Origin of the sequence: Bartonella gliris (assembly GCF_045277155.1) — a bacterium.
Classification (GTDB): Bacteria; Pseudomonadota; Alphaproteobacteria; order Rhizobiales; family Rhizobiaceae; genus Bartonella; species Bartonella gliris.
In genome coordinates this window covers 687503-714212 of sequence record NZ_CP123962.1, presented here as the reverse complement: position 1 = coordinate 714212, position 26710 = coordinate 687503, and the positions used below count along the sequence as shown (strand labels likewise).

The 26710-nt window shown below is 39.0% G+C and carries 20 protein-coding genes; 5 read left to right on the top strand and 15 right to left on the bottom strand.

Annotated features, from left to right (window positions below):
* Positions 1 to 157 precede the first annotated feature (157 nt).
* The 13 genes from pepN to QHG54_RS03115 all read right to left on the bottom strand — a co-directional run bounded on the left by pepN (position 158) and on the right by QHG54_RS03115 (position 17728).
* Entirely contained in the window at positions 158 to 2785 is a 2628-nt protein-coding gene (gene pepN, locus QHG54_RS03175) for an aminopeptidase N (RefSeq protein ID WP_406604423.1), read from the bottom strand.
* Between the two features lie 77 nt (positions 2786 to 2862).
* On the bottom strand, positions 2863 to 3690 hold the full coding sequence (locus QHG54_RS03170; protein ID WP_317992999.1) for a uracil-DNA glycosylase: 828 nt from the start codon (positions 3688 to 3690) through the stop codon (positions 2863 to 2865).
* A 125-nt stretch (positions 3691 to 3815) separates the two neighbouring features.
* Positions 3816 to 4574, bottom strand: coding sequence for a hydroxymethylpyrimidine/phosphomethylpyrimidine kinase (locus QHG54_RS03165; RefSeq protein ID WP_317993000.1), 759 nt, complete (start codon positions 4572 to 4574; stop codon positions 3816 to 3818).
* Complete coding sequence (locus QHG54_RS03160) at positions 4565 to 5170, bottom strand: thiamine phosphate synthase (RefSeq protein ID WP_317993001.1); 606 nt, start codon at positions 5168 to 5170, stop codon at positions 4565 to 4567. Before QHG54_RS03160 ends, QHG54_RS03165 begins: the two co-directional genes overlap by 10 nt.
* Entirely contained in the window at positions 5167 to 5940 is a 774-nt protein-coding gene (locus QHG54_RS03155; RefSeq protein WP_317993002.1) for a thiazole synthase, read from the bottom strand. Before QHG54_RS03155 ends, QHG54_RS03160 begins: the two co-directional genes overlap by 4 nt.
* A gap of 3 nt (positions 5941 to 5943) precedes the next feature.
* Complete coding sequence (gene thiS / locus QHG54_RS03150) at positions 5944 to 6141, bottom strand: sulfur carrier protein ThiS (RefSeq protein WP_317993003.1); 198 nt, start codon at positions 6139 to 6141, stop codon at positions 5944 to 5946.
* A 3-nt stretch (positions 6142 to 6144) separates the two neighbouring features.
* Positions 6145 to 7095: an FAD-dependent oxidoreductase gene (locus QHG54_RS03145; RefSeq protein WP_317993004.1), complete on the bottom strand. Its 951-nt coding sequence runs from the start codon at positions 7093 to 7095 to the stop codon at positions 6145 to 6147.
* A complete protein-coding gene (thiC, locus tag QHG54_RS03140) occupies positions 7092 to 8924 on the bottom strand; it encodes a phosphomethylpyrimidine synthase ThiC (RefSeq protein ID WP_317993005.1) in 1833 nt (610 codons plus the stop codon). The genes QHG54_RS03145 and thiC overlap by 4 nt, the downstream gene beginning before the upstream one ends.
* Positions 8925 to 11433: 2509 nt before the next feature.
* Positions 11434 to 12228 (bottom strand): heme ABC transporter ATP-binding protein, encoded by a 795-nt coding sequence (locus QHG54_RS03135; RefSeq protein WP_317993006.1) that lies wholly within the window; start codon positions 12226 to 12228, stop codon positions 11434 to 11436.
* Positions 12225 to 13322: a FecCD family ABC transporter permease gene (locus QHG54_RS03130; protein WP_406604422.1), complete on the bottom strand. Its 1098-nt coding sequence runs from the start codon at positions 13320 to 13322 to the stop codon at positions 12225 to 12227. The genes QHG54_RS03135 and QHG54_RS03130 overlap by 4 nt, the downstream gene beginning before the upstream one ends.
* Positions 13312 to 14229, bottom strand: a complete 918-nt coding sequence (locus tag QHG54_RS03125) for an ABC transporter substrate-binding protein (RefSeq protein WP_317993008.1) — start codon at positions 14227 to 14229, stop codon at positions 13312 to 13314. The genes QHG54_RS03130 and QHG54_RS03125 overlap by 11 nt, the downstream gene beginning before the upstream one ends.
* 16 nt (positions 14230 to 14245) lie before the next feature.
* Positions 14246 to 15289: a hemin-degrading factor gene (locus tag QHG54_RS03120; RefSeq protein WP_406604421.1), complete on the bottom strand. Its 1044-nt coding sequence runs from the start codon at positions 15287 to 15289 to the stop codon at positions 14246 to 14248.
* A gap of 258 nt (positions 15290 to 15547) precedes the next feature.
* Positions 15548 to 17728 carry a TonB-dependent hemoglobin/transferrin/lactoferrin family receptor gene (locus QHG54_RS03115; RefSeq protein WP_406604420.1) on the bottom strand — a complete coding sequence of 727 codons (2181 nt, stop codon included), beginning with the start codon at positions 17726 to 17728 and terminating at the stop codon, positions 15548 to 15550.
* A gap of 272 nt (positions 17729 to 18000) precedes the next feature.
* On the opposite strand from QHG54_RS03115, the gene QHG54_RS03110 reads away from it, so the two are divergent.
* Positions 18001 to 18786 carry an energy transducer TonB gene (locus QHG54_RS03110; RefSeq protein ID WP_406604419.1) on the top strand — a complete coding sequence of 262 codons (786 nt, stop codon included), beginning with the start codon at positions 18001 to 18003 and terminating at the stop codon, positions 18784 to 18786.
* Positions 18787 to 18884: 98 nt separating this feature from the next.
* Here QHG54_RS03110 and QHG54_RS03105 read toward each other — a convergent pair whose 3' ends face one another.
* Complete coding sequence (locus tag QHG54_RS03105; RefSeq protein ID WP_317993012.1) at positions 18885 to 21014, bottom strand: lytic transglycosylase domain-containing protein; 2130 nt, start codon at positions 21012 to 21014, stop codon at positions 18885 to 18887.
* A 249-nt stretch (positions 21015 to 21263) separates the two neighbouring features.
* On the opposite strand from QHG54_RS03105, the gene dapA reads away from it, so the two are divergent.
* Together dapA and smpB are read left to right on the top strand one after the other, a co-directional pair.
* Positions 21264 to 22148, top strand: a complete 885-nt coding sequence (dapA, locus tag QHG54_RS03100) for a 4-hydroxy-tetrahydrodipicolinate synthase (protein ID WP_317993013.1) — start codon at positions 21264 to 21266, stop codon at positions 22146 to 22148.
* Between the two features lie 17 nt (positions 22149 to 22165).
* Entirely contained in the window at positions 22166 to 22642 is a 477-nt protein-coding gene (gene smpB, locus QHG54_RS03095; protein ID WP_317993014.1) for an SsrA-binding protein SmpB, read from the top strand.
* A 46-nt stretch (positions 22643 to 22688) separates the two neighbouring features.
* Here smpB and QHG54_RS03090 read toward each other — a convergent pair whose 3' ends face one another.
* Positions 22689 to 23357: a uracil-DNA glycosylase gene (locus QHG54_RS03090; RefSeq protein WP_406604418.1), complete on the bottom strand. Its 669-nt coding sequence runs from the start codon at positions 23355 to 23357 to the stop codon at positions 22689 to 22691.
* A gap of 615 nt (positions 23358 to 23972) precedes the next feature.
* On the opposite strand from QHG54_RS03090, the gene rpoZ reads away from it, so the two are divergent.
* The gene (gene rpoZ, locus QHG54_RS03085; protein ID WP_317993016.1) at positions 23973 to 24371 is read left to right on the top strand and encodes a DNA-directed RNA polymerase subunit omega; all 399 of its coding nucleotides are present in this window, start codon (positions 23973 to 23975) and stop codon (positions 24369 to 24371) included.
* A gap of 110 nt (positions 24372 to 24481) precedes the next feature.
* A complete protein-coding gene (locus QHG54_RS03080; RefSeq protein ID WP_317993017.1) occupies positions 24482 to 26710 on the top strand; it encodes a bifunctional (p)ppGpp synthetase/guanosine-3',5'-bis(diphosphate) 3'-pyrophosphohydrolase in 2229 nt (742 codons plus the stop codon).

Here is a 26710-nt window from a genome sequence, read left to right as displayed (position 1 = left end):
TTTGTGAAGGTGGAGTATGAAAATGTAAAGGAATCTGAACATGCCCTATAAACAGGCTGAAATTACCTGTTTAATAGGGTTCCTATTATTGAGTTAGCTTATTGAGGTTATTTTATAAATAACATTATAATATATTGATTTAAAAATATTTTTTATTTTAAGCGAGTAGGCGATTGATGATATCAGTCACATCGCTTGATAATTGGGGAGTCGCTACAATTGTTTTTAATGCGGTTTCAAATTTTTGTTGCCGCATGGGTTCTAATTGTTGCCAAGAGCGCATCATTGTTAGTAATCGCGCAGCGAGCTGTGGATTTTTTTTGTCAATTTCCAAAATGATTTGGCAAAGGAAATGATAGGATGCCCCATCAGCTCTATGAAAACCCGTTAAGTTGTTAGACGCAAAGGCACCAATCAAGGCACGTACACGATTGGGATTGTCTTGTGAAAAAAGTGGATGTTGCATAAGTTTTTGAACATGATCAAGTGTTGAAGCTCCTGCTACCATTGCTTGAATGGAAAACCATTTATCCATCACTAAGGGATCATGCCGATATCGGTTTTCAAAATCATTTAAGGCATTTTGTGCCTGCTCACTTTCGTTAAAGCGCTTCACTAAAATAGTTATACTCGCCATGCGGTCAGTCATATTATCAGCTGTTGCATATTGTGTGGCAGCAAGGTTTGGTTTGGCTTGTGCAATGGAAAGATAGTCTAAGATAATATTTTTTAGTGCTCGTTTTCCAGCTTGCACAGTGTTGGGTGAATAGGGTTCTTTAGTCTGCATTTGCACATAAACTTTTGTGAAGAGTTCTTGATGCGTATATGCGATGGAAGCTAAAAACTGATTGCGCACATGGTGGATACGCTCTGGATCAACATTTTTACCGATGATATGGGCAAGCTCAATCTCGCTAGGTAAACTTAAACAAAATGCGCGAAATTCGGGTTCAAGGCTTTCATCTGTAATGATGGTTTCGATCAATTTGAGCAAAAGAGAGGGCATATTCTCTTTTGCTCGTGTTTCATCTTGAATAGCTTGAATCAAAGCTTGCGTCACTAAATGGTTCAACGACTGCCAGCGATTGATTTGATTGCTATCGTTTTGTGCAAGGAAGAAAAGTTCGCTTTCATTGAATGGCGTTTTTAGAATGATAGGCGCAGAAAAGTCTCGCAGCAGCGATAAAACAGGTTTTTCTTTTACCCCCCTTAATGTAAACGTTTGATTTTCCTTGGAGAGAAGCATAACGTCTGATTGAATATCTGTGTCAGCTTCATAAGCTAGAGATTCTCCATTCTGTCCTAAGAGGCCAAAAGCGATAGGGATAAGCATAGGCTTTTTTGTATTTTGTTGCGGTGTTGCGGGAATGTATTGCTTTGCATGAATTGTGAGAACACCATCATTATAATGCGTATCGATTACTACATTGGGTGTGCCTGCTTGTTCATACCACAGCATGAATTGTGAGAAATCTCTACCAGAAACTTCAGCAAAACAGGCAATAAAATCTTCAATTGTGCAAGCTTGCCCATCATGGCGTTGAAAATAGAGATCCATACCTTTACGAAATAGAGTAGAGCCCAAGAGAGTATGCACCATACGGACGACTTCTGCACCTTTTTCATAGACGGTCGTGGTATAAAAATTATTGATTTGACTATATTGACGAGGACGTACGGGATGAGCAAGTGGACCGGTATCTTCGACAAATTGTGTAGCTTTCAATGTTTTGATGTTTTCAATTCGTTGTAGGCTACGTACATTTTGATCTGAGGAAAATTCCTGATCACGGTAAACCGTTAATCCTTCTTTTAAACAGAGTTGAAACCAATCACGGCAAGTAATACGATTACCAGTCCAATTATGGAAATATTCATGTGCAATGACGCGCTCAATATTTCTATAATCATGATCAGTTGCTGTTTCAGGATCGGCAAGAACATATTTATCATTAAAGATGTTCAGCCCTTTGTTTTCCATTGCACCCATGTTAAAGTCAGAAACAGCAACAATATTGAAAACATCCAGATCATATTCGCGCCCAAAACACTGTTCGTCCCAACGCATGGAACGTTTGAGGGCATCCATTGCATAGATTGCACGTTTTGTTTTCCCTTTTTCCACGTAGATACCAAGTTCGATACGTCGACCAGACACAGTGGTAAAATGATCTTCCAGCTTATCAAGGTTTCCACCAACTAAAGCAAAAAGATAAGATGGTTTTGGATGAGGATCTTCCCAAATGGCAAAATGACGATTATTTTCAAGCGTTTTTGTTTCCACAAGATTGCCATTGGAAAGCAAGATGGGGATTTTCTGAGAATCCGCTTCAATTTTTACAGTATAGGTAGAAAGAACATCTGGGCGATCATAAAAATAAGTAATACGACGAAATCCCTCTGCTTCACATTGTGTGCAATAAACACCATTTGAAAGATAAAGCCCCATGAGTTGCCGGTTGTTTTCAGGATTCAGTTCCGTGACCAATTGCAATGTAAAAGGAGTCGCTGGTGGGGTTGTAATTTCTAAACGTGAAGGCGTGACTTTATAAGCATTTTGGGCCAATGTTTCGCCATTGATTGCAACAGAAATTAATGTAAGCTCATCACCAGAAAGCACAAGAGGTATTCTCTCTTTTGTATTTTGACGTGCTTCAATCAGCAATGTTGCTGTCACAGAGGTCTTTTGGGGTTCCAAACAGAAATAAAGCTGTGTTTTAGGGATAGTGTAGGGGGTTGGTTGGTAATCTTCCAAACGGTAAATGGGTGCTGTTAGTTGTTCCATAATTTTTCCTGACTGTATTTAAGAGTAAGAATGAGCGAAAGAGCGCTTATATTTTTAGGCAAGGTAAGATAAAAGAATTATGAGAGGTTATTTAAGCGGTTTTTTACTTCTAAGAAGTCCATCCATGTGAGCTTTTTTTGACTTGGCGTTCGTAGAAGATAAGCAGGATGAAAGGTTGGCATAACAGGGATTTCAAGTTTGCTTTCTCCTACATAGGTATGCCATTTTCCTCTGGTTCGGATAATTCCATTTTGAGTCCCAGTAAGAAATTGTGTAGCGATTCCTCCTAGCGCTATAAGGATACGAGGGTTAGCGAGTTGAATATGTCGTTCAACAAAAGGGCGACATAATGCGACTTCTCTCGGGGTTGGTGTGCGATTTCCTGGTGGACGCCAGGGAATAGTATTGGTGATGTAAACATTTTGTCTTGTTAAGCCGATTGCTGCTAGTATTTTATTAAGCAGCATACCTGCTTTTCCCACAAAAGGAATCCCTTGCATATCTTCCTCACGTCCTGGTGCTTCTCCAATGAGCATAAGTGGACTTCCCGCTGTTCCATCTGAAAAACATGTATTTTTTGCTGTCAGTTTTAAAGAGCAGCCATTAAAAGCGAGGAGAGCAGATTTTAATTCATCAAGTGTATGAGCATTTTTTGCTATCTCTATGGCTGAAAGTCCATGTTGCGTAGTATCGGAGTTATGTGGCAGATAACCATCACGTTTTATGGTTGGAGATACTTGTTGGTGATGAGGAATTGCGGTTACCTGTTTTAACTTTTTCTCTAAAGAAGCAGTTTGATTAAAGCGGTCAATAGGGGTGTCAGCTAGCACAGCATCTACACCACTTTCTTTGTAGAAGCTTAGAAGTTCTTCATACGAAATTAAATACTGAGTTTGATTTAACATTGTAATTTTTCTGTTTATCGATCCACTCATGAATAGGCTAGATGGAACTATTCTTCAAGCTTTATGATGTTTTTGTTGCTAATTTCACTATCAGAATGCCAATAAAAGCATGACATGATATTAATTTAAGAATCTTTTTGACAATGTTTTAAAAGTAATGTGTGAGTATATGCTTTTGCTTTTTTTACGGCTTCAATGAGAGATTCATTGAATGCCAAATGTGCAGCAATAGCGCTTGATAGGATGCAACCCGTTCCACGCATTGTTCCTGTTAAGCGTGGAGCAGAAATATTTATTATCTCAGTTTTGTCAATTAAGCTATCGATTGCAAGAGGACCGTTTGCATGCCCACCTTTTATCAAGATAGAGCGTGGACCAAATGACAGAAGTTTTCTTGCTTGTTGTATTGCTTGCTTATGATAAGAAGCCAATGGGCTTTGGCTAAGAAGAGCGAGTTCTTCTCTATTGGGGGTTAAAAGATCAATGTGGGGAAGCAGTTTATTGATCATAATGTCTGTGATGTTTTCCATTGTCAGTTTTCCTCCTGATGAGGCAACAAGTACAGGGTCAAGAATAACCGGAACATTGGGATAGTCTTCTAATACCTTACAGATTGCTTCTATAACCGCTTTGGTACCCGTCATACCGATTTTTATTGCGCTTATAGGATTGGCTTCTAGCGCTACACGCATTTGCGCAGCGACCAGTTTTCCATTTATTGGAACAATTTCAGCAACATGGTTATCATCTTGTACGTTAACAGAGGTAATTGCTAAATTTGCTTTTATTTGAAAATGCGCAGCTGTTTCTATATCACGAACAATACCGGCTCCCCCTGTTGGATCAGTGCCTGCAACAATAAGAATAGAGGGCGTCAACGCCATGGTTTTGTCACCTTTATCCACTGCTGGACATGTTCTTCCGGTTTTTTATGGAGGATAATATCGGTCACAACAGCAGCACTATTAGCTCCTGCTTTTAAAACATCAATTGCGCGTTCTGGTGTTAAACCACCAATGCCAACTAAAGGTAAAGCACCAATCCGTTTTTTCCATTGTTTGATTTTTTCTAGTCCTTGTGGCATCCATTTCATCTTTTTTAAGATTGTCGGATAAATAGGACCAAGTGCGATATAGTCAGGGTTAACTGAGAGTGCGATATCCAACTCACGATCATCATGCGTGCTAAGACCAAATCTGATACCACTTTTACGAATTGCTGGAAGATCAGCATTGCTTAGGTCTTCTTGTCCAAGATGAATAAAATTGCATTTTTCATCAATTGCGATTTCCCAATAATCATTAATAATTAATTGTGTCCCCAATTTATCGCATACACTTTTTGCGCGTTTGATATGTTGACTGATTGTTTTTAGATTTTCATGTTTCATACGTAATTGTACGAGTTTAACGCCAAGAGGAACCAAACGTTCAATCCAATCAGCATTATCAACGATAAGGTAAAATGGATCCAGTTTCATGAAAAGACTGCTTTTCCAATGACTGGTGTTGAAGGAACCGCTATATTGCGTGCTTCCAGCATTCCAGCTTTGTATCCCATGCGTCCTGCCTGAATCGCTTTAGAAAATGCTTCAGCCATTAAGACAGGATCACCTGCTTTAGCGACTGCGGTGTTAAGGAGTACAGCGTCATACCCAAGTTCCATAGCAATGGCGGCATGTGATGGGCGCCCAATACCGGCATCAACAACAAGAGTAACATCAGGAAGATAAGCACGGATAGAACGCAATCCATCGGTATTATGAGGGCCTTTGGCAGATCCAATAGGAGCACACCAAGGCATAATGACATGGCAGCCAACGTCTAAGAGTTTTTCAGCAACAATGAGATCGTCTGTCGTATAGGCAAAAATTTGGAATCCTTCATTATTTAGAATTTTTGCTGCCTCGATTAAGGAGAAAACATTTGGCTGTAAAGTATCCGGATTACCAATAACTTCGAGTTTAATCCAAGCTGTTTTAAAAAGATCTCGTGCTAATTGGGCTGTCGTCACAGCTTCTTTAACAGTATAACAACCAGCAGTGTTGGGAAGCACTGTCACATCAAGTTCTGTAAGAAATTGCCAAAATTGTCCGCTTTGTTTTCCACCTGCGGTTTCTCGGCGCAATGAAACTGTCACAATTTCTGTACCGGATTTATGAATAGCATCACGAAGAATTGCCGGTGAAGGATATTGGGCTGTACCTAACATAAGACGGGAAGAAAATTGTCGTCCATAAAGATTCAGCATATTTTAGCCTCCTTGCATTGGGCTTAAAATTTCAATTTTATCTCCTTCATGCAAGACAAATTGATTTCGTGCATCTACGGGAATAACTTCAGCGTTAACAGCGGTTGCTAGCCAATTTCCTTCATAACCCAATTCTTCAAGCAATAAGTTGAGAGTGATGACTTCTGTTTGGATTGTTTCACCATTGACAAATATTTGCATGCTTTATTCCAATGCCAATTTCATTGCTCGTTTTGCCATTTCTGGAGACAAGAGAAAACCATGTCTATAAAAACCATTAATAGAGACACAGTTACCATGTTTGTTCACAGAAGGAAAGTTATCAGGATAGCATGCTCGTATTCCAACGCCGGATTCAACAATTTCTGCTTCGGCAAAAGCGGGATGCAAAGTATAGGCTGCATTGAGCAATTCCATCATTGATCTCACGGAGATAGCACCATCAAAGTCACTTTCAATCATTGTTGCACCAATCATAAAAATATTATCTTGCCTAGGCACCACATAGAGTGGAATACGTGGATGGAGAAGGCGAATTGGACGAGAAATTTTAATATCTGTGCTGCGCACGAGCAGCATTTCGCCGCGCACGCCGCGTATATTTTTGTCTTTTCCCAAACGTGCTATTCCTGTCGCATCAATGACAATATCAAAATTTGTTTTGGGTGTTTCTACATCAACAAAACATGCTCCATTTTTTATCAGGTCTTCTTTTAAAGTGATAAGCGCTTTGCGAGGATCAATATGTGCTTCATTTTCATAAAAGAGTGCGCAGTTAAAACGTTCTGCAAGATCCGGTTCAAGATGGGCTATTTCTGCACCATTTATGGTTTTATGATTGTGTGTGCGCACCGAAAATCTCTCAAGTTCTCCTATATCCCTTGTAGGTGCAACAACTAAAGTGCCTTTTTGTATCACAAGATTGGGAAGTGTTTTGCGCCACCATTGTATGGCTTGTATGCCAAGATCTTCAACAATTTGTTCAGCACTTTCCCTTTCACAGTAAGGTGCTAGCATTCCTCCCGCATACCAACTGGCCGTTCCTATAGGAGAGTGAGGAGGAGCCGATACAGTAACAGAAATACCTTTTTGTTGTAACATAAAGGCAACTGTTAAACCGCCTACACCTGCACCTTTGATAAGAATGTTTTTCAATTGTTTACGACTTCTTTTTGAGTGGGAATAACTTCCATATAAAGGTCACCATTCTTTTGATATTTTTCAGCCATAGTGATCATACCTTCACCTTTTATTTTTTTTGCAGCTGCATCACGAATATCATGAGAAATCCGCATCGAACAGAATTTTGGTCCACACATAGAACAAAAATGCACCAATTTATGTGCTTCTTTAGGCATTGTTTTATCATGAAAGGCACAAGCTGTCTCTGGATCAAGCGAGAGGTTAAATTGGTCATGCCATCGGAAGTCAAATCGTGCACGTGAGAGGGCATTATCGCGCAATTGTGCTCTAGGTAAGCCTTTAGCAAGATCAGCAGCATGGGCAGCAATTTTATAAGTGATCACGCCAGTTTTAACATCGTTCTTATCAGGAAGCCCTAGGTGTTCTTTAGGTGTTACGTAACACAGCATGGCAGTTCCAAACCATCCAATCATAGCAGCACCAATAGCTGATGTAATATGGTCATATCCGGGAGCGATATCGGTGGTAAGAGGTCCCAAAGTATAAAAAGGTGCTTCATGACAAAGATCTAATTGTTGCTCCATATTTTCTTTAATTTTATGCATTGGCACATGGCCAGGACCTTCAATCATAACCTGGACGTCTTTTTCCCATGCAATTTTTGTTAATTCTCCTAAAGTCTTAAGTTCAGCAAATTGGGCTTCATCATTGGCATCGGCAATAGAACCAGGGCGCAGTCCATCTCCCAATGAAAGAGAGATATCGTACATACGTGCAATATCACAAATTTCATCAAAATGTTCGTAGAGAAAACTTTCTTTATGATGATGCAGACACCACTTTGCCATAATAGAACCACCCCGTGAAACGATACCTGTCACCCGATTAATGGTTAGGGGGATGAAAGGGAGTCTTAATCCTGCATGAATGGTAAAATAATCAACACCCTGTTCTGCTTGTTCAATGAGGGTATCACGAAAAATATCCCATGTTAAATTTTCAGCAATACCCTGTACTTTTTCGAGTGCCTGATAAATTGGAACAGTTCCGATGGGAACTGGAGAATTTCGAATAATCCACTCACGAATATTATGAATATTTCGACCTGTTGACAGATCCATAACTGTATCTGCTCCCCAGCGAATGGCCCAAACCATTTTATCAACTTCTTCCGCCATAGATGAAGTAACTGCTGAATTGCCAATATTGGCATTAATTTTAACACGAAAGTTGCGCCCAATAATCATGGGTTCGCATTCTGGATGGTTGATATTTTGAGGAATAATGGCGCGTCCACAGGCAATTTCATTGCGAACAAATTCTGCAGTGTAAATTTCTGGTATGGATCCATCAAATGTTTTATCTGATTGCACTTTCTGCTGGTCTTGTATCGCTAGTCCTTCATTTTCTCGTATAGCCACATATTCCATTTCTGCAGTAATAATGCCTGCGCGTGCATAAGCCATTTGTGTAATTGCTTTGCCATTTTTTGCTCGCAAAATGGGTCGCTTGTATTCAAAGGTTGGTGTGGGATTTTTATCATAGGCCAACCCATTATCTTCAGGTTTGACTGATCTTGCAGGATAAGGTTCAGTATCAGCACGCTTAGACAGCCAAGATGAGCTGACAGTTGGCAAGCCTTTTGTAATATCAATGATGATGTCTTTATCAGTATAGGGGCCAGAAGTATCGTAGATATTAAAAGGTTTTTCACCACTGCCATCAGTCAATGAAATTTCACGCAATGGTACATGTACATCAGAAAAGAGAGGGCTCTGTTGATAAATTTTGCGTGAAGCAGGAAAGGGGCCGCAACTGATTGATGGAGTATTTTTCTGCATAAACTTTTTCCTTATAGATACAGAGTTCAAAAACAGGTGGGGATGTGTCCATTATCAATCATGCGCACTTGAATTAAGGGATACATGTAATAGGCTTATACCCAAACACACTTGATACATTTCGACAAATTTTATTGAAGAAAACGATGCAATATTTTTAATAATATTTGCATTACCCCCCACTAAAACACTTTGTTAATACCAACATGGTTGGCTTAAATAGCTATATTGTCAATCGTAAAGATATGTTTTTAACGATTTTGATGATTTTTTTTTGGAATGAAAGCAGATATCATGAAGTAGCCAGCTTACCCTATTAAAGATCTTCTTATAATAAAAACAGAAAAATCAAAAAATTTATTGTTACGGCGAGAGAATGATGATTTCTGTTAAGATTTTTATTTACTATCCTTCCTTTTTATAGCTTGTTGATTAATTCGGTAGCGATTCTTTTTTGGTAAGTATTATTTTATATAAAGAGATACCGTGTTGTCTTCATTGAGCATAAAATGGTTTTAAGTTGTGATGCTGTGATACCTGAATTTACAGCATGATTTTTGTATTCATTTTCTGACAGTTTTCTGGAAGAAGGTAAATGAACAATTGACAGCCATTACCTTTTCAAAGGGTTATGATAAGGAAGGGAGCTAAAGCATCCATTAAGATTCTAGATGACAGAAGAACTTTTCCATTTTCTGATTTGATCGCAATATTGCAAGTATCAAATCTAAAGAACGCATTTTATTCTGTTTAATGAATGAGACAGAAGCGATTTCCAAAACGGCTTGGTAAACGTTTATTTCGACAGGGACTGAAGAAGAGAGCCAATAATTGCAAGTGCTGCTCAAAAGAATTTATTGCACTTACAAAAAAGCTCTACAGAGAATAAAATACATAAGAAATTTGTTGTATTAAATAGTGGGGGGACTTGTTTTCAACAAGGGGATTTTCAAAGGCTAAGAATGCAGTTTTTGCACGTGATAGGCAGTGGGGAAGCAAGTTTTTTGTGCGCTCGTCTAAAAGCCAGACAAATGCTTTAGATTTCATAGACAATATGGAGTGCGTTTTCAGCATGGGGGTGCGTTATTTCCAAGTTAAGTCAAAAGGTAGGAATTTACCGTATTGAGCACATACGTGATGGTGCGTTAGACTGGAAAAAGGGGCGTTTAAGAAAAATATTGGTATTGATCTCGGTAAAAACAATTTTCAGAAATAGGCTTAATGGGACAAGATATATTTGAAAACTATCTGCGTGCAGATAAAATGCGGTGGGTAGCGTAAAGAACTCAAAGTATCAAAGTAAATCTCCTTAGTTGTTTGATACGGAAAATGGTCAACAGAAATTATCGCTTATTTTTGATGAGGTTAAAGCGAAAGGTTTTTTGCATAATTTTTAAAGTGCATATGTGAAATATAAGTATAGGTAGCACAAAATATTGCTGGTGAGACAATTTTACAACGTTGAAAGTGTCAGCAGGGGTGGAGTGTCTTATCAAGACATTAAAAACGCTAACAGTCTCCTATTAGGTTAACAGGTGGTTATCTTCAATGGTCGTTATATCCGATTCACAGTGAGGGGCTTTATGAACAATATTTATAAGTTTTATAACAAGATGCGAGTTTCTAAATATAACCATGTTACTACAGTGAGAAAACAATAGGCGAGCAATGCAAAGTAAGGTGAGTAAATTGCAAGGGAAAGGTATTGATGTTGATTTTATAAAAAAAACTAGAGTGAGGTTAGTTCATTTAGTCGCAGGAAACAAAGAAAAAATACCTAATCAGCACAGCTGATGTAGTAGAAAATGATGTATCAAGCGATAAGATAGGGGGGAACTGCAAGTGCGCATTTTGCGACTTCGCAACCATTAATGGACGCATTGAGGAGGCCGTTGCCTTACATAGTCAGCCAAAAGAAAAGAAATTACGAAAAGAAGTTATTGAGACGAACAGGGAATTATAATGTCTCATATTTATGATTGATCACTAACGACTGTTGTTTATGCTATAAAATCATGAGGCTTATCGGATGATAAATAATCTATCCGCCATTGATGATATTATTAATGCGAAGAAAATCCGCGTTACTTTTCATGTCAGGAATGAATATTTTACCCACCTTTCATTAAGAGGATTGAGAGTACCAAAGCTATATTTGAATGATTTTTTAGACGGCAACGTCAGATATCTATAGTGATGAAGATATAATCTCTTACAAGAAAAATCAGTTGAGAGTTATGTTTATTTTTGTAAATATGACCGAGCAGAAAAAAGAGGGAATGTCAGAGGAAATTTTTCACTAAACAATCCTTACAAAATGCATCTTTAACATTTTTTCTAGAGGCATATGATATTATAATATTTTCAGTGTGTGGCAAAAGAGATTGTGTATTGATTATGCGGAGTTATTTTTTATTCATAAGGAGAGATGATTTTAAAACAAAGTGATTTTTAAAAGTGTTTCTGTATTTCGATTTAATTAAACTGATCTTCAGAAAAATACGCTATTTCATGAGGGAAATGTCGTTTGTGGCAAAATAAAAGGAATATCTGCTTTAGGCAATTCAGAAACAGTTAAGCAACAGTGATAAACATCGCGTAGATTTTGCGTTGTCAAAACGGTAGAGGCACTTCCTTCGCAATAAATTTCTCCTTGTTTTAGCAATACCATTTCATCTGCATAATGTGCAGCAAGATTGAGATCGTGAAGGATAGCAAGAACGCCACCACCACAACGGGCAAAATTTCTGGCAATATCCATAACAATGAGCTGATGTTGGATATCGAGATTAGCAATAGGCTCATCCAATATCATCCAACGAGGAATCCCATTATGAACAGGTTCCCAGATTTGGCAAAGTACACGAGCGAATTGTACTCTGGCTTGTTCTCCTCCTGATAATTGATGATAATATCGGTCACCATAGCCAGAAAGACCAACGCGTTCTAAAGCCTTTTGGGTAAGGTTCTGCAATTCAGTTTTTGCGATGGAGAATTGAGTTACGGAAAGACCAAGTCCTACTACTTCATGAACTAAGAATGGAAATGCTAGCGTTGTTGATTGCGGTAACACTGCACGCATTGTTGCCATTTCATAAGTTTTTGTTTGAATGACATCATGACCATTTAAGGTTATTTTTCCACTATATGGGATGTCCCCACTCAATGCTTTGACAAAAGTACTTTTTCCAGATCCATTAGGACCAATAATAATGGTGAGAGCACCACTTTTAGCTTGAAGATTAAGATGGTTAAGAATCTGTTTTTTTCCGCGCTGAACGCAGATATTAATTGCCTCGATCATGAAAAATTTGTTCCCCGTTTGTATATAAGGATCCAAAGGAAAAAAGGTGCTCCAAAGAGTGCTGTAACAATTCCGATTGGCAATTCGGCAGGTGCAACAATTAAGCGTGCAAACGTATCTGTAAAAATGAGTAATGCTGCTCCCAAGAGGGCAGAGCAGGGAATGAGATAGCGGTGATCGGGACCAATCAACTGACGCAAAATATGTGGAACAACAATACCGATAAAACCAATGCCGCCACTGATAGCGACTGCGCTACCACACATAAGAGCAACTAGGAGAATAGCAATATTTTTAACCCGTTGGATATGGAAGCCAATATGACCCGCAACAGCTTCTCCAAGGGCAAGAGCATTAAGCGCTCGTGATAAAACAGGTGAAAGAAAAAAACCAGCACAGATAAAAGGCAAAACGAGCCAAACTTTCAACCATGTTGCACCGGCAAGAGAACCAAGACTCCAAAAGGTGATGTCACGTAATTGTTGATCATTTGCGATAAAAATCAATGTTCCGACAACAGCACTGCTTAAAGCACCAAGAGCAATACCTGCAAGAAGCATTGTCGCAATAGAAGTACAACTATGACGCGTTGCTATTGCATAAAGAATAAGTGTTGATAAAAGTCCACCCAAAAAGGCACCTATGATAACTTTATAAGGCTCTAGAAAAGGCGCTAATGAAGAAGGAAAGGCAATACCAACAACAATTGCTAAGACTGCTCCAAGACCTGCACCTGCTGATACACCTACAATTCCGGGATCAGCAAGAGGATTACGGAAAAGCCCTTGCATGAGAACACCAGAAACAGCTAAAGCTGCTCCAACCAACAACCCTAAGATAACACGGGGAAGCCTTATATCGATAAGAACAAGGTAATGACGCGTTTTACTACTTACTGAAAAATCTTGCGTAAGCATTACATGAAGCAGATCAATAAAAGAAACGTTTGACGCACCATTCAAGAGTCCGCAAAAAATGCTGAAGATAAGGAACACTATTAAGCTTAATAATAAAATTTTTCCTTGATACGCACGGTTTGTTTTTTTACTCTCTCTTGTGTCAGATACATGCATCATGGATGTGCTATCTACCATTTTTAAAACTCTTATCATTTTGGTTTGCACCATAAAGCATATCAATAAGCTCTCTCGATGCGTCAGCAGTGCGTGGACCAAATCCTAAAAGATACATGACATCCATCTGTTTAATGGCGTTATTTTTTGCAGCAATTGTTTCTTTAACTGCTGGTATGGCCAAAATTTTATCAATGCTAGCGGATTTTTTACCATGTTTAACAAGCAGAATAACATCAGGATTTGATTTCAATAACGCTTCATTATTGAGAAGCTTGTATCCTTTATAATCAGTAATTGCATTTATTCCACCTGAAAGTTTGATTATACCATCGGCAGCTGTTTCTGTCCCAGACGCCATAACACGGCCATTTTGTACTGATAAAATAAAAAGAACACGCTTTGGTTTTGTTACTTTTGCCAAAAGCGCATCATTATCGACAAAATCACGGCTTATTTTTTCAATTAATGCAGCTGCCTGCATTTCTCGATGAAGGGCTTTACCAACAAGACGGATCTTTTCTATCACACTTTCACGGGAATAGTTTTCTGGTATGGTTACTATAGGTATCGATGTTTTTTTAAGAATATCAAGAGTTGAAGGAGGTCCGCTTCCTTCCACAAGCAATATGCCCTCTGGTGCAAGTGATAAAACGCCTTCAGGAGAAAGTGCGCGCATATATCCAAGTACAGGAAGCTTAAGTGCTTCTTGGGGGTAGATGCTTGTACTATCACGAGCGATAAGTTGATCTTGGGCCCCTAATGCATAGACAATTTCTGTAAGGGAGCCACCAATAGAAACGATCCGTGCATTTTCAGGAAAACGAGTTGTGGGTTCAGCAATTGCTTGTTTAGAAAAGAACGTGAAAGAGAGAAGTCCACAAATAAGAAAAAGGCCCGAAAATCTATGCAAAAGAGGTGCGAACATATCCGATTTTGCCTTTCTAACTTGTTGTTTTTTCTCTGTTTGGGGGCAAACTATCCAATAAAGAACGCCAATCTTCACGTTCTTTTTGCCCTTCCTTTCGCAAGCCAAAGAATTGAATAATCATCTCACCATTTTTATCGAAAACTTCAAGTGAACTGACATAACCATCATTCGTAGGTTTACGAACATGCCATACATTGTTGACCTCGGAAACTAATAAATGCAGGTGAAATTTTTGATCGAGAACATTAAGCCAAGTTCCCATTTGCTTAATATTTTTTACTTGCCCACTGAAAATTTGGATACATCCTTTGTTGCCAACAAAGCACATAATTGGTATTTCCTGTTGCGCGACTTGGGTGAGCATAATTTCAATAGCTTCTGTTTTTAATGCGTTAGCAAATTCATTCCCAGCATATTTTACAGCATCATGTCGATTAATTTTAAATTCAGTAATAATCCCGTGAAGCTGATGCACATCAGTCATTTGCCGCCAACGATTACGGAATTCCTCAACATCAAGCTTTGTTGTGTCATATTGGATTGGGGTAGGAGCAGGAAGAATATCAAGAACAGGTGATTGATCTTCATGAAGCAATTTTTCAACAAGCCCATTCCATTCCTCCGTATTTGTTGTATCTTTAGAATAGACTTTCAAGATAGCAACACCATACTGATCAAAAAATTGTAGACTTTTCGTAGGTTTCCCAAGAATAATCATATCATACTCAAAACCAAATTTCCATTGTTTAGGAAAAATACGCAAGTCAATTTCACCGAGAGTCATAGGAACATGTTGGCTTTGCACAATCTCTTCAAAACGCCCTGTTATTTCATGAACAGCATGTTCATTGCGTGTCAATGCCATAACTGTTTCAAGTTTAGGAGCATTTTCTAGAAGTGTGGCAATATCAGCCTTTAATCTTTTTGCTTTTCCGACTGTACAATAGGCCGCAATAAGTTCTGCTTCAGATATGCCAATAGAGACCGCAAAATCACGATTACGCATCTCTTTTTTTTCTTCATGCAAACGGATAATCATCTCGGCTGTGTATGACATGGACTTTCTTTCTGTTACGTATTGAGGGTTAACTTAATTTTACAATTTTTCTGAAATAGGTTGAACCATTTTCAACGAATGGCTCAACCCACCACAAATAAGGTCCTATTATCAACAGCAGAGCAACCCAAAACTGATAAATCAAAGACAGTTAAAGTTTTTATTTTACATTGTGTAGTTCAAAAAACACTAAAAACACAATGGCTTATTCTTTTATCAATATAACCTTTCAATTGATCTACCGGTTAACGGAAGTGATTAAAACTTTTGCACAAACGACACCTTAAAGTTACGACCAGGTTGACTGTAATAATCCTTTGGTGTTGTACTTTTACCGGAAGGAAGATCCGATACATTCCAATATTTTTCATTGAACAGATTATAAACACCCGCTCTCACAACAAGGCCTTTTTCGCCGAATGGTTTGAACCAACCTGATACATCAACGACCTTGTATCCAGGAATCTTTTGATAATCAGAATCCTTAGCAACTTCATCACGTTTGGCAGATGAGGTAAGCACGACATCTGCACCCCAAGTTTCTGTTGCATATCCCACTCCGATAACCGCTTTCAAAGCTGGAATTGAGCTAAGATATTCATTTTTATCGAGGTCTTTTCCTTGTGAATAGGCAAGGGCAAAATTGCTATGGAAACCATTATTAAGATTCCAATGCACCCTTGCTTCCACACCAGAAATACGCACATTCGAACGATTCATATAATGCCGACGTGCCAACCGGAATTCTTCTGATGGTCCTTTATCTATGGTATCTATGAAGTCTTTATATTGATTGACAAAGGCATTGAGTGAACCACCGAAGCTTTTATCTCCGTATTTTACGCCAACATCATATCCATTGCTCGTTTCTGCTTTAAGATCAGGGTTTCCTTTCACATAATAAGCAGAGGGTTTGATATAAGAGACGTAAAGTTCTGAAACACGTGGTGCACGAAAAGCTTGCGCCCATTGAGCATAAAGCGTCATTTGATTGCGAATATCCCACTCCATACGTAGTTTAGAAGAGAAATGTGAACCATTTCTTTCTGGAGGGAATTTGTCAGAAATCAGTGCTTTCTCATAAGAGGCAGTTTTTTGAGGGATATGCTTATACCAATCGTAACGAACTCCAGGTGTTACACGGAAACGATTATGAGCAAAGCCCATTTCATTTTCAAAAGCCAAACCAAAACTGTAGCTATTTGCATCCGGTGAATCTGATCGATTAGCAGGCACAAAGAGGCACCCCCGTGCATTTTCTTTCAAATGACAATTATCTTTACCTAACAAATAATGATGAAATTGAGATGACAAAACATTAGTGGTAAGCTTTAATGTATGGCTTACAGTGCCAATATTCACTTTTTTGAGAGCGTGAGCATTTAAACCATAATTGGTATAGCGTACAAGGTTATCTCTCAAATAATCCCCTTTTGGCGCCCTAACACGAAATCCACTCATAATATCATTATTTGATTGCTTTAGCCAATAAATTTGCCCGTGAAACGCATCAAAAAGCGCATCTCCGTCGCCGTTATAGTCATAAGAAAGAGAAAGACGTTCACGGCGTTTATTGTCTTGATCATAAACGGAACCTGGAGAGTACCTTTCGCTCATATTTAATAAATGCGTATTTTTTCTATAATCAAAGCGTTCTGCTGTAAAGCCAAAACGGTGATTGTCATTAAGATATTGATGAACTTTAAAAAGCAAATTTTTCTGGTCAAAATGAGCGGGATTCTTACGCGTACGTTCATCATGATATCCCCCTATGGTTCCCATATTTTTGCGCTCATTACCTTCCATGTGGGATCCTTGGAAGAGCAAAAATGTTTGTTGAACACGCACGGCAAAAGCTTGATCTATACGCCAACTGTTATCAACAGAATGATAACCACCTTTTATAAGACTACCCCAATTCTTTTCTTCAGTGATCAGGTCTTCAGGATTAAGGGTACGCAAAGCAACGACCCCTCCTAGTGCACCAGAGCCATAAAGACTAGAATCCGATCCTTGAATAATATCAAATGTGGAAAGAGCGCTAAAGTCAAACGTTGTATTCCCACTGTTTTCACGCAATATATCATTAAGCCATGGAAGAACAATGCCATCCATTGTTGTGAGAACACGGTCTGCATCTAAACCACGAATTGCAAAACTGTTCTTTTCCGCATTATAGGCTATGGATGGATCAAGACGATTAATATCATGAACATCACTTATTTGTTTTTCAGCAATATCCTTAGCGGTTGTACGATTGGTCAAAATGGTTATTGAACCCAAAGCATCCTCTATTTTTTTCGCTTTAATAACAATCGGTTTGAGCTCAGTGATAGCTCCTCTCTCATTGTTTTGCGCAAAAACAAATGAAGGTATACAGACCGATAGAGCACTTAAAATCACACAACTTTTATAGATATTTTTTCGTCTTATTTGCATAACACATCATAACCTTTATTAAACATCCCCTCTCTGTCTTGAAACTTTAACATTACATAGAATTTGAAACTTTAACATTACATATAAAAATACTTGAATCACTGATCAAAATTCGTCAGCCAAGCAAAAGTGATTTGATTTTAGCATAAAACCACAGAGAAACCATATTAAACATGACAAAATCAGTCAAGAAAAAAGTTGCAATTTCAAAATAGCCTGTTTTAATGCACTTGAACACCAATATTAAGCTTAGAATAGCGGCGGAAGAAACTATGAATTTTGTAAGTATGAGGCGGTTATTAATTCTTTGGGTTGGTGCGTTTATTTGCGCTTCCTTTTTGCATATAGCATTGGGAGCACGGTTTTATTTTCAAGGTACTGGTGTAAGTAATGGCACGTCTTCGTCAGCGATTATGCTAACTTTTGTGCAAGAGGCTGTATATTCGGATGCCGACCTAGATTTACCGGATATTGATACAGATTTATCAAATGTTAGCACAGAGCCAGAAATATTGCAGCCTGACCTTTTAGAACAAGAGGCAGAGATATTGAAAACAGTGGATGAAGTTCAATCGGAAGAGTCTCAGCATAATATTGTAGAAAAAGATGATTTTACTATTCACAGGCCTTTAGAAGAATCTCTTCCTCAAAGAGTGGAGCATAAAACACTCGTAAAAATAGCGATACCGATACTAAAGAGCGTAGTAAAGCATTCCGCTGTAAAGACGGCGCGTGCGTCTACCACTAGACAGGGTAGTAATGCAGCTGCACTTGAGGGTGCATTGTTGGTGGAATGGTTGGCAAAGGTACAAGCGCAATTAGAAAGGCAAAAAAAATATGTTGTGGGACAGCGTACCAGTCGTGCAAAAGGAACAGTGAAATTAGAATTTAGGGTGCATGAGCAGGGAAGTATTTTTTCTAGCCGTGTCGTAGTCTCTGCTGGTGATCCAGAACTTGATCGATTAGCTATGGCAGCACTTCAACGTGTTGGGACTTTTCCTCCGCCTCCTGCATCAAAGGTTAACCAAATTATCAGAGTGTCCTTAATATTTAGCTGATTTTTGCACAATTTTTCAGCTTAATTTCTACACTATTTATTTTTATGTTTGTTATAGTGCTGTGGTTTATGACCGAGGAGGCAGAATAAATTATTTCTTCAATGGGTAAGATTGTTTTGTTTCCATCGTCCGGAAACAAGGTCGGTTTTTATGTCTGTGGTTCCAGTAAGTCTCGCTTTGTAAACCTGATAATTTTCCATGACCCGCATAACGTAATTACGCGTTTCTGTATAGGGGATGCGCTCAATCCAATCGATGACTTTATCGAGAGATTGACCTCGAGGGTCGCCATAACGTTTTATCCATTCGTCAACACGGCGGGAGCCTGCATTATAAGCGATAAGAGTCAATATGTAGGATCCGTCAAAACGTTCCAACTGTTCGCTCAGAAAGTGGGCACCTAAAGTAGCATTATAACTGGCATCACTGCTGAATTTTTTCGGTGACCAGGCAATCGAATACTTCTTCGCAAGTGCTCTTGCTGTCGTAGGCAGCAATTGCAGTATACCTTGTGCGCCTGCTTTTGATATGGCTTTCGGATTAAATTCGCTTTCTTGGCGCGCAATGGCATAGACAAGTGCTTGCCCTGCATTAGAAATATTGGCAGAGTCTGGTATAGCACCGAGAGGGTGGGAAAGTGCACCGACATTTTTACCCTGAAAAACAGCAGTTTTTCCGATTTTAAGGCTGGTATAATAGTCACCATTTTTTTCTGCCATAACAGCAAGCAGTGCTAATTCACCGGGGCTTTCTATTTTTTCTCCGAGTTCTCTATAAAAAATTTTAGCAAAATCAGCATAGCCGGCGGCTTCAAGACGTTGAAGTGCTTTAATGGCTTTTCGTGCGCTAAAATGTTGTCGCTCAGCGGTTGTTGGTTTAGGAAAGGAGAATTCGAGTTTCTTTTGATTAAGCCGTGAAGCTGCTAATTGACCATAATAAGTTGCACTAAAATGGGCTGCGCGATGAAAATAATGCTGGGCATTTTTATGTTTACCTAGAATTTCTGCTGTTCGTCCCATCCAATAGTATCCACGAGATGTGGAAAGAGGTGCAGAAGATAATTGAGGAATACGTGAAAAATGGTGCATTGCCAATTGAGGATTATGAAGAAACCGTAGTGCATACCATCCTGCATGAAATTCAGCATCAACTGCCAATGAAGGTGTCATTCCAGTATGTGTTGCGACGAGTTGATAAGCAATTTTAGGTTTGTTTAAATCGAGCATTTCGCGAGAAAGGGCGCGTCGTTCTTTCCACAATGCATCAGGATTCATAAGACTTAATGCATCTCTTGATGTGCTCATCATGAGTGTTGCGGCTGCACTATATTGTTCAGTTCGCCGAAGATGGCGAATTTGGGCAAATTGTAAGAGAGGATCTTTTTTCCATAATTGTTTCACAGCGCGTAATTTTTGTATGGCTTTAGGATCATTTTTTTCGACGGCAACAAACGCATTAAAAAGAGGTTGAGCATGGGCTAATTTTGCAACGCGCTCAGCTGAATCGAACCGATGTGTGTAAAGCATAAATTGCATGCGTTTTAGATGATCAATAGGCTTTAACGCAGCGCCTGCATTTTTAAGAACAAACTCTTCCTCTTGTGCATTAAGCTTGGTTTTATACCACCATGGCGCGATAATTTGTCGAGCACGAGTGGTTTGTCCAGTTGCGATAAGTGCTTTAGCAAATATAGCCATACCTTGTGCTGTGTGGGGGGAATGATGAGCAAATTTTTGGATTATTGCCTGTGCGAAATTGGTTTCAGTGATAAAAGCACGCTCAGCATTGCGTTGTATAATGGCTATGCCTGGCCATCCTTTTAGCTCATTGATTGCATGGAATATTTCAGCGCTTGGGATATTGGCTTTGCTTGATATACCGATCGCCCATGTCAAAATATGGCGATCAAGACTATTCTTTTCCATTGAATTACGAAGGCTGATTGTTTTTGCAATATTGTTGTTTGAAAGTGCGTCGAGGCCAGCTTTAAGTTGCTTGAGTGTAGGATGATTACTAGGTGTAGAAAGGCTGTTCGTTGTCATATGAAATTGTTTAAGAGGTTTCTTAGCTTCTTTTTTCGTGAAAAAGGGCGTAGGGCGAACCAAAGGGATTGGTGCTTTTCCGTGCAAAAGAGGTGTTTTTGCACATGCATTTGAAAATAAAATTGTTTCTGTCAATATAAATGTAGTAAAGGTTGATACGAAAAGAGAGGCGGGAAATACACGCATAGAGAAAAGACCTTAAGACCTTGCTTTTTGCAAACACTCAAGAATTTCTAAAATAAAAGCGTGAAAAACGGGTTAATATATGGCTGATCCTTTAAGGGAACGTTAGGAATTGAAAGAGATACATGCTAATCTTAAGAGAGCTTGTGTGAAATTCATCTTGCTTCAATGAGAGAGCACGACTATGCTCTATTGCTGATAATTTACAAAGGCGATTAAAAAAATAAAAGCGAACATTACAGGGAGTTTATCATGCTCAAGGGAGCCGTGACCGCGCTTATCACCCCGTTTGATGATAATGGCGCTATTGATGAGAAAGCATTTTGCAATTTTGTTGAGTGGCAGATTACACAAGGTATTAATGGCGTCAGTCCTGTTGGTACAACAGGTGAATCACCAACTTTAAGTCATGAAGAGCATAAGCGGATTATAGAATTATGTGTTGAGCAGGTTGCTAAACGTGTTCCTGTTGTTGCTGGAGCAGGGTCAAATAGTACAAGTGAGGCTATAGAGCTTGCACAGCATGCAGAAAAAGCAGGTGCAGATGCAGTCTTGGTTGTGACTCCATATTATAACCGACCTAATCAGAGAGGACTATATACGCATTTTTCTTCTATTGCGAAAGCTATTTCTATACCTATCATAATTTATAATATTCCCGGTCGTTCTGTTATTGATATGGCTGTGGAGACTATGCGAGACCTTTGCCAAGATTTTAAAAATATCATTGGTGTGAAGGATGCAACGAGCAAAATTGAACGTGTCAGTGAACAACGTGAAAAATGTGGAAAGGATTTTGTACAGCTTTCCGGTGATGATTGTACAGCATTAGGTTTTAATGCACATGGAGGTACGGGTTGTATTTCGGTTTCGTCCAATGTTGCTCCAAAACTTTGTGCAGAGCTTCATGCTGCTTGTTTTCGTGGTGATTATAAAACAGCACTAAAATTAAATGATCTTCTGATGCCTCTCAATCGTGCAGTGTTTATTGAGCCAAGCCCTGCAGGTATTAAATATGCTGCTGCAAAATTGGGACTTTGTGGTAATACTGTTCGTTCACCGATTATTTCATTAGCGGATACCACGAAGAAGATTATTGATGCGGCCCTGCACCATGCTGGTCTTCTTAAAGAATAAGTAACATTGATGTAGCCATGAACAAAAAAAGGAACGCACCAGTTCGGAAAATAATTGCGGATAATCGTAAAGCCCGTTTTAATTATGAAATTCTCGATAATCTTGAGGCTGGCCTTGTCCTTCAAGGGGCAGAAGTGAAGTCTTTACGTTCCAATCATGCAAATATTGCCGAAAGTTATGCCAGCTTTGAAAATGGGGAGTTATGGTTAGTTAACAGCTATATTCCCGAATATACGCAGGCTAACCGTTTTAATCATGAGCCGCGCCGTTTGCGTAAATTATTAATTTCAAAACGTGAAATGGCGCGTTTTTTTAACGCAACTTCTCGTGAAGGAATGACACTTGTTCCTCTTAAACTTTATTTTAATGAAAGAGGGCGTGCTAAATTGGAAATTGCTTTAGCACGTGGGAAAAAGCTTCATGATAAGCGCGAGACGGAAAAGAAACGTGATTGGGGGCGTGAAAAAGCACGGCTTTTAAAAAGATATGGATAACAGAATTGGTTTGTATATCTTTATTTATAGCGCTACTGAAAAAATTTTAGCATTGATCTAGATATGTTTTTGCAGCTTCGAAAATCTGATGGAACATAGCATCTGTTAAGCGGCCCGTGTTGGTATTATAGCGCGAACAGTGATAGCTTGAAAAGATGCGTAATCTACCGATGTTATTTATTTCTCCGTGTCCGAAAGGGTGTGCTAAAATTTTTGCATTGAGAGCGCGTATGGTTGAATGATGCGCAATGGTGCCAAGGGTAATGACAGCTTTAAGTTGGGGAAGATTTGTCAAAAGGGGCGAAAAGAAATATCGGCAAGTGTTTATTTCTGTGCCAGAGGGTTTATTTTCTGGTGGAACACAACGAACTGAGTTAACAATTGCTGTATCGATCAGTTCAAGATCGTCGTCTGCTCTTTCTTCGAAGGTGCCTTGGGCAAAACCAAACTTTTTTAAAGTAGAATAAAGTAAGTGCCCAGCATAATCACCAGTGAATGGGCGTCCAGTTCGATTTGCTCCCCGTAATCCAGGAGCGAGACCGACAATGAGAAGGCGTGTTGTGTCTGCGCCTTTATAGGGAAAGAATGGGCGCACTGGTGCGTTATACCAGCTCGGTTCTTTTATACGCCAGTCGGCGATGAACTTGTGTAAGCGGGGGCATAAATTGCAATTTTGCGGTGGTTCTGGGCAAAGCGACGTTGATTGGTTATTCATGGCAACGGAAATCAATCATTTTTTATAAAATTTTTTTTGAGTTATGTATGGGATATCTGTAAATTGTTTGCAGGGTATATGATGGATCATGTCTTTGTAAACAACCTATGATGAATACAAACGAGCCCTTTATAACATAGTTTGACATAAAATCATTGCCGATTATTGTGCAAAGATAGAGACAACCTTTTAGTGATTTATTCGATAAAGGAGTTGTTATTGAATGCGGTGTTTCATAGGATAAAATCTTTTATTTTATGAATATATAGCATAAATAGTATGCGTTAGACTGTTGTTATTGCACAAGATTTTTAATCATTTGAAATGGTTGATAATCTTTTAAAGGAGAGTGTTTCCAGTGAAAGAATAATTTTTTCAAATGAATGTGTTTTTTTGTTTGATCCGGTATTCTTAGATACTTTTATTTTAGAGCGGTATTGATAGTTGGTTTGAATAGATTATGCGCTTTTTATAAAGTTTCCAAGAATTTTCTTCAATAAGCTTTTTGAGAAAAAAATATTAAAGGGTGTGTTGTTTTTCTTGTGTTTTATTTTGATTATTGTATATACTTCACACCCACTATGAAATTTTTAAATCTTTAAGAAAGAGGCATAAATGGCCCGCGTAACGGTAGAAGATTGTATTGATAAAGTCGATAATCGCTTTGAGTTGGTGCTTTTAGCGGGACATCGGGCCCGTCAGATTTCACAGGGCGCACAGATTACAGTTGATCGTGATAATGATAAAAATCCCGTTGTTGCTTTGCGTGAAATAGCAGAAGAAACTTTGTCTCCTGCTGATTTGAAGGAAGATCTTATTCATTCGTTGCAAAAGTACGTGGAAGTGGATGAGCCAGAAATTGCAAATGAATTTATTTCTCATTCAGGTGAAGCTGAAAGTGTTTTTGGTACATCATCGGAAGAAGAGGGCTGTTCGTTCGATTATATGTCGGAGGAAGATCTTTTAGCAGGTATTGAAGGTTTGGTTGTGCCGGAGAAAAGCGACGATTACTAATTGCAGCGATTTATATTGCAGTAACGGATATGCGTTGTCATGCAGTGGCGGTTGTTGTTCTTGTCTTTTTTATAAGGGTTAGGTTGTAAAAAGATAAAGGATATGCTCGTATGATGCGTCAGTGTGAACTTGTTGGGCGTGTTCAACGTTACAAGTCTGACGTGGATGAGGCTTTGTTAAATAAAGCCTACGATTATGCAATGCGTAAGCATGGTCATCAGAAGCGTGCTTCAGGTGATCTTTATTTTTCTCACCCTTTAGAAGTTGCCGCTATTTTGACGGATATGCGGTTAGATGAAGCAACAATTGCTGTTGCTCTTTTGCATGATACGATTGAAGATACAAGCGCTACACGAGCAGAAATTGATCAACTTTTCGGATCTGAAATTGGTAAGTTGGTTGAAGGGCTTACAAAGCTTAATAAGCTTGATCTTGTATCGAAGAAGGCGGTACAGGCAGAGAATCTTCGTAAGCTTCTTATCGCTATTTCTGAAGATGTCCGTGTTCTTTTAGTCAAACTTGCCGATCGTCTTCATAACATGCGTACCCTTAGTGTTATGCGTGATGATAAGCGTCGGCGAATTGCTGAGGAGACAATGGATATTTATGCGCCGCTTGCTGGTCGCATGGGTATGCAGGATATGCGCGAAGAATTAGAAGATCTCTCTTTCTTTTATTTAAATCCAGAAGGTTATCGTACGATTACCAATCGCCTTTCTGAATTATCAAAACGCAATCGTGATTTGCTTTCCACAATTGAAAATGAATTGACAAAACTTTTTCTCAAGCATGGCATTAAAGCAGATGTTAAAAGCCGTCAGAAAAAATCTTATTCCGTTTTTCGTAAAATGGAAAGTAAAGCACTCTCTTTTGAACAATTATCGGATATTTTTGGATTTCGCGTGATTGTTGAAACAGTGAATGACTGTTATCGTGCTCTTGGTGTTATTCATACGACGTGGCCAATGGTACCTGGTCGTTTTAAAGATTATATTTCGATACCAAAGCAGAATGATTATCGTTCCATTCATACAACGATTGTCGGGCCTTCAAGACAACGTGTTGAACTACAGATTAGAACTGCTGCTATGGATGAGATTGCTGAATATGGCGTTGCTGCACATTCCATTTATAAAGATCAAGGTTCCAATTATTCAGCTTCGAGGTTATCAAACGAGACAAATGCGTATGCATGGTTGCGTCAAACGATTCAATCTTTGTCAGATGGAGATAATCCGGAAGAGTTTTTAGAACACACAAAGCTTGAGCTTTTTCAAGATCAAGTTTTCTGTTTTACTCCGAAAGGCCGGTTGATTGCCTTTCCCAAAGGAGCCACACCTATTGATTTTGCTTATGCAGTCCATACCGACATTGGTGATTCTTGTGTAGGAGTAAAAATCAATGGTCGCATTATGCCTTTAATGACCAAATTAAAAAATGGTGATGAAGTTGATATTATACGTTCACAAGCTCAAGTTCCACCGGCGGCGTGGGAATTTCTTGTCGTAACCGGGAAAGCACGTTCAGCAATTCGTCGAGCAACCCGTGCAGCGGTACGTAAGCAATATTCGGGTCTAGGATATCGTATTCTTGAGCGTTCGTTTGAATATATGGGAAAACAATTTTCAAAAGATGTTCTTAAGCAAGTTTTGCCACGTTTAGCACGCAAAGATGTAGAGGACGTATTGGCAGCTGTTGGGCGTGGTGAATTGCCCTCTAGCGATGTGATTAAAGCGGTTTATCCTGATTATCAAGATCATCGTGTGGTGCAGAAGTCGTCTTTTAGGCCTGGGGAAGAAGGTTGGTTCAACATTGAAAATGCGCAAGGGATGATTTTTAAAGTTCCAGAAAATGAAAAGGGTGCAGTTTCAGAGGAGAAATATCAATCCAAAGCATTACCTATTCGAGGAACCCGTGGAGATATTCCCGTACGGTTTTCTCCTGAAGGGGCTGTGCCGGGAGATCGGATTGTTGGCATTATGCAACCAGGTGCGGGGATTGTTATTTATCCGATACAGTCTTCTGCTTTGATGGCATATGATGATCAGCCAGAACGGTGGATTGATGTCCGCTGGGATATTGATGCCCAAATGAGTGAACGTTTTCCTGCTCGGATTAATATTTTGGCTGTTAATAGTCCTGGTTCTTTGGCAGAAATTACGCAAGTAATTTCTGCAAACGATGCCAATATCCAAAATTTGTCTTTTATCCGTTCAGCACCAGATTTCACAGAAATTATGATTGATTTGGAAGTTTGGGATTTAAAACATTTGAATCGTATTTTTTCTCAGTTAAAAGAGGCAGGTTCTGTTAGTACAGTACGGCGGGTTCATGGATAA

Excerpts from the sequence above, each read along its gene's own strand:
- pepN (WP_406604423.1), bottom strand. The coding sequence starts at position 2,785 with ATGGAACAACTAACAGCACCCATTTACCGTTTGGAAGATTACCAACCA.
- QHG54_RS03170 (WP_317992999.1), bottom strand. The coding sequence starts at position 3,690 with ATGTTAAATCAAACTCAGTATTTAATTTCGTATGAAGAACTTCTAAGC.
- QHG54_RS03165 (WP_317993000.1), bottom strand. The coding sequence starts at position 4,574 with ATGGCGTTGACGCCCTCTATTCTTATTGTTGCAGGCACTGATCCAACA.
- QHG54_RS03160 (WP_317993001.1), bottom strand. The coding sequence starts at position 5,170 with ATGAAACTGGATCCATTTTACCTTATCGTTGATAATGCTGATTGGATT.
- QHG54_RS03155 (WP_317993002.1), bottom strand. The coding sequence starts at position 5,940 with ATGCTGAATCTTTATGGACGACAATTTTCTTCCCGTCTTATGTTAGGT.
- thiS (WP_317993003.1), bottom strand. The coding sequence starts at position 6,141 with ATGCAAATATTTGTCAATGGTGAAACAATCCAAACAGAAGTCATCACT.
- thiC (WP_317993005.1), bottom strand. The coding sequence starts at position 8,924 with ATGCAGAAAAATACTCCATCAATCAGTTGCGGCCCCTTTCCTGCTTCA.
- QHG54_RS03135 (WP_317993006.1), bottom strand. The coding sequence starts at position 12,228 with ATGATCGAGGCAATTAATATCTGCGTTCAGCGCGGAAAAAAACAGATT.
- QHG54_RS03130 (WP_406604422.1), bottom strand. The coding sequence starts at position 13,322 with ATGGTAGATAGCACATCCATGATGCATGTATCTGACACAAGAGAGAGT.
- QHG54_RS03125 (WP_317993008.1), bottom strand. The coding sequence starts at position 14,229 with ATGTTCGCACCTCTTTTGCATAGATTTTCGGGCCTTTTTCTTATTTGT.
- QHG54_RS03120 (WP_406604421.1), bottom strand. The coding sequence starts at position 15,289 with ATGTCATACACAGCCGAGATGATTATCCGTTTGCATGAAGAAAAAAAA.
- QHG54_RS03115 (WP_406604420.1), bottom strand. The coding sequence starts at position 17,728 with ATGCAAATAAGACGAAAAAATATCTATAAAAGTTGTGTGATTTTAAGT.
- QHG54_RS03110 (WP_406604419.1), top strand. The coding sequence starts at position 18,001 with ATGAATTTTGTAAGTATGAGGCGGTTATTAATTCTTTGGGTTGGTGCG.
- QHG54_RS03105 (WP_317993012.1), bottom strand. The coding sequence starts at position 21,014 with ATGCGTGTATTTCCCGCCTCTCTTTTCGTATCAACCTTTACTACATTT.
- dapA (WP_317993013.1), top strand. The coding sequence starts at position 21,264 with ATGCTCAAGGGAGCCGTGACCGCGCTTATCACCCCGTTTGATGATAAT.
- smpB (WP_317993014.1), top strand. The coding sequence starts at position 22,166 with ATGAACAAAAAAAGGAACGCACCAGTTCGGAAAATAATTGCGGATAAT.
- QHG54_RS03090 (WP_406604418.1), bottom strand. The coding sequence starts at position 23,357 with ATGAATAACCAATCAACGTCGCTTTGCCCAGAACCACCGCAAAATTGC.
- rpoZ (WP_317993016.1), top strand. The coding sequence starts at position 23,973 with ATGGCCCGCGTAACGGTAGAAGATTGTATTGATAAAGTCGATAATCGC.
- QHG54_RS03080 (WP_317993017.1), top strand. The coding sequence starts at position 24,482 with ATGATGCGTCAGTGTGAACTTGTTGGGCGTGTTCAACGTTACAAGTCT.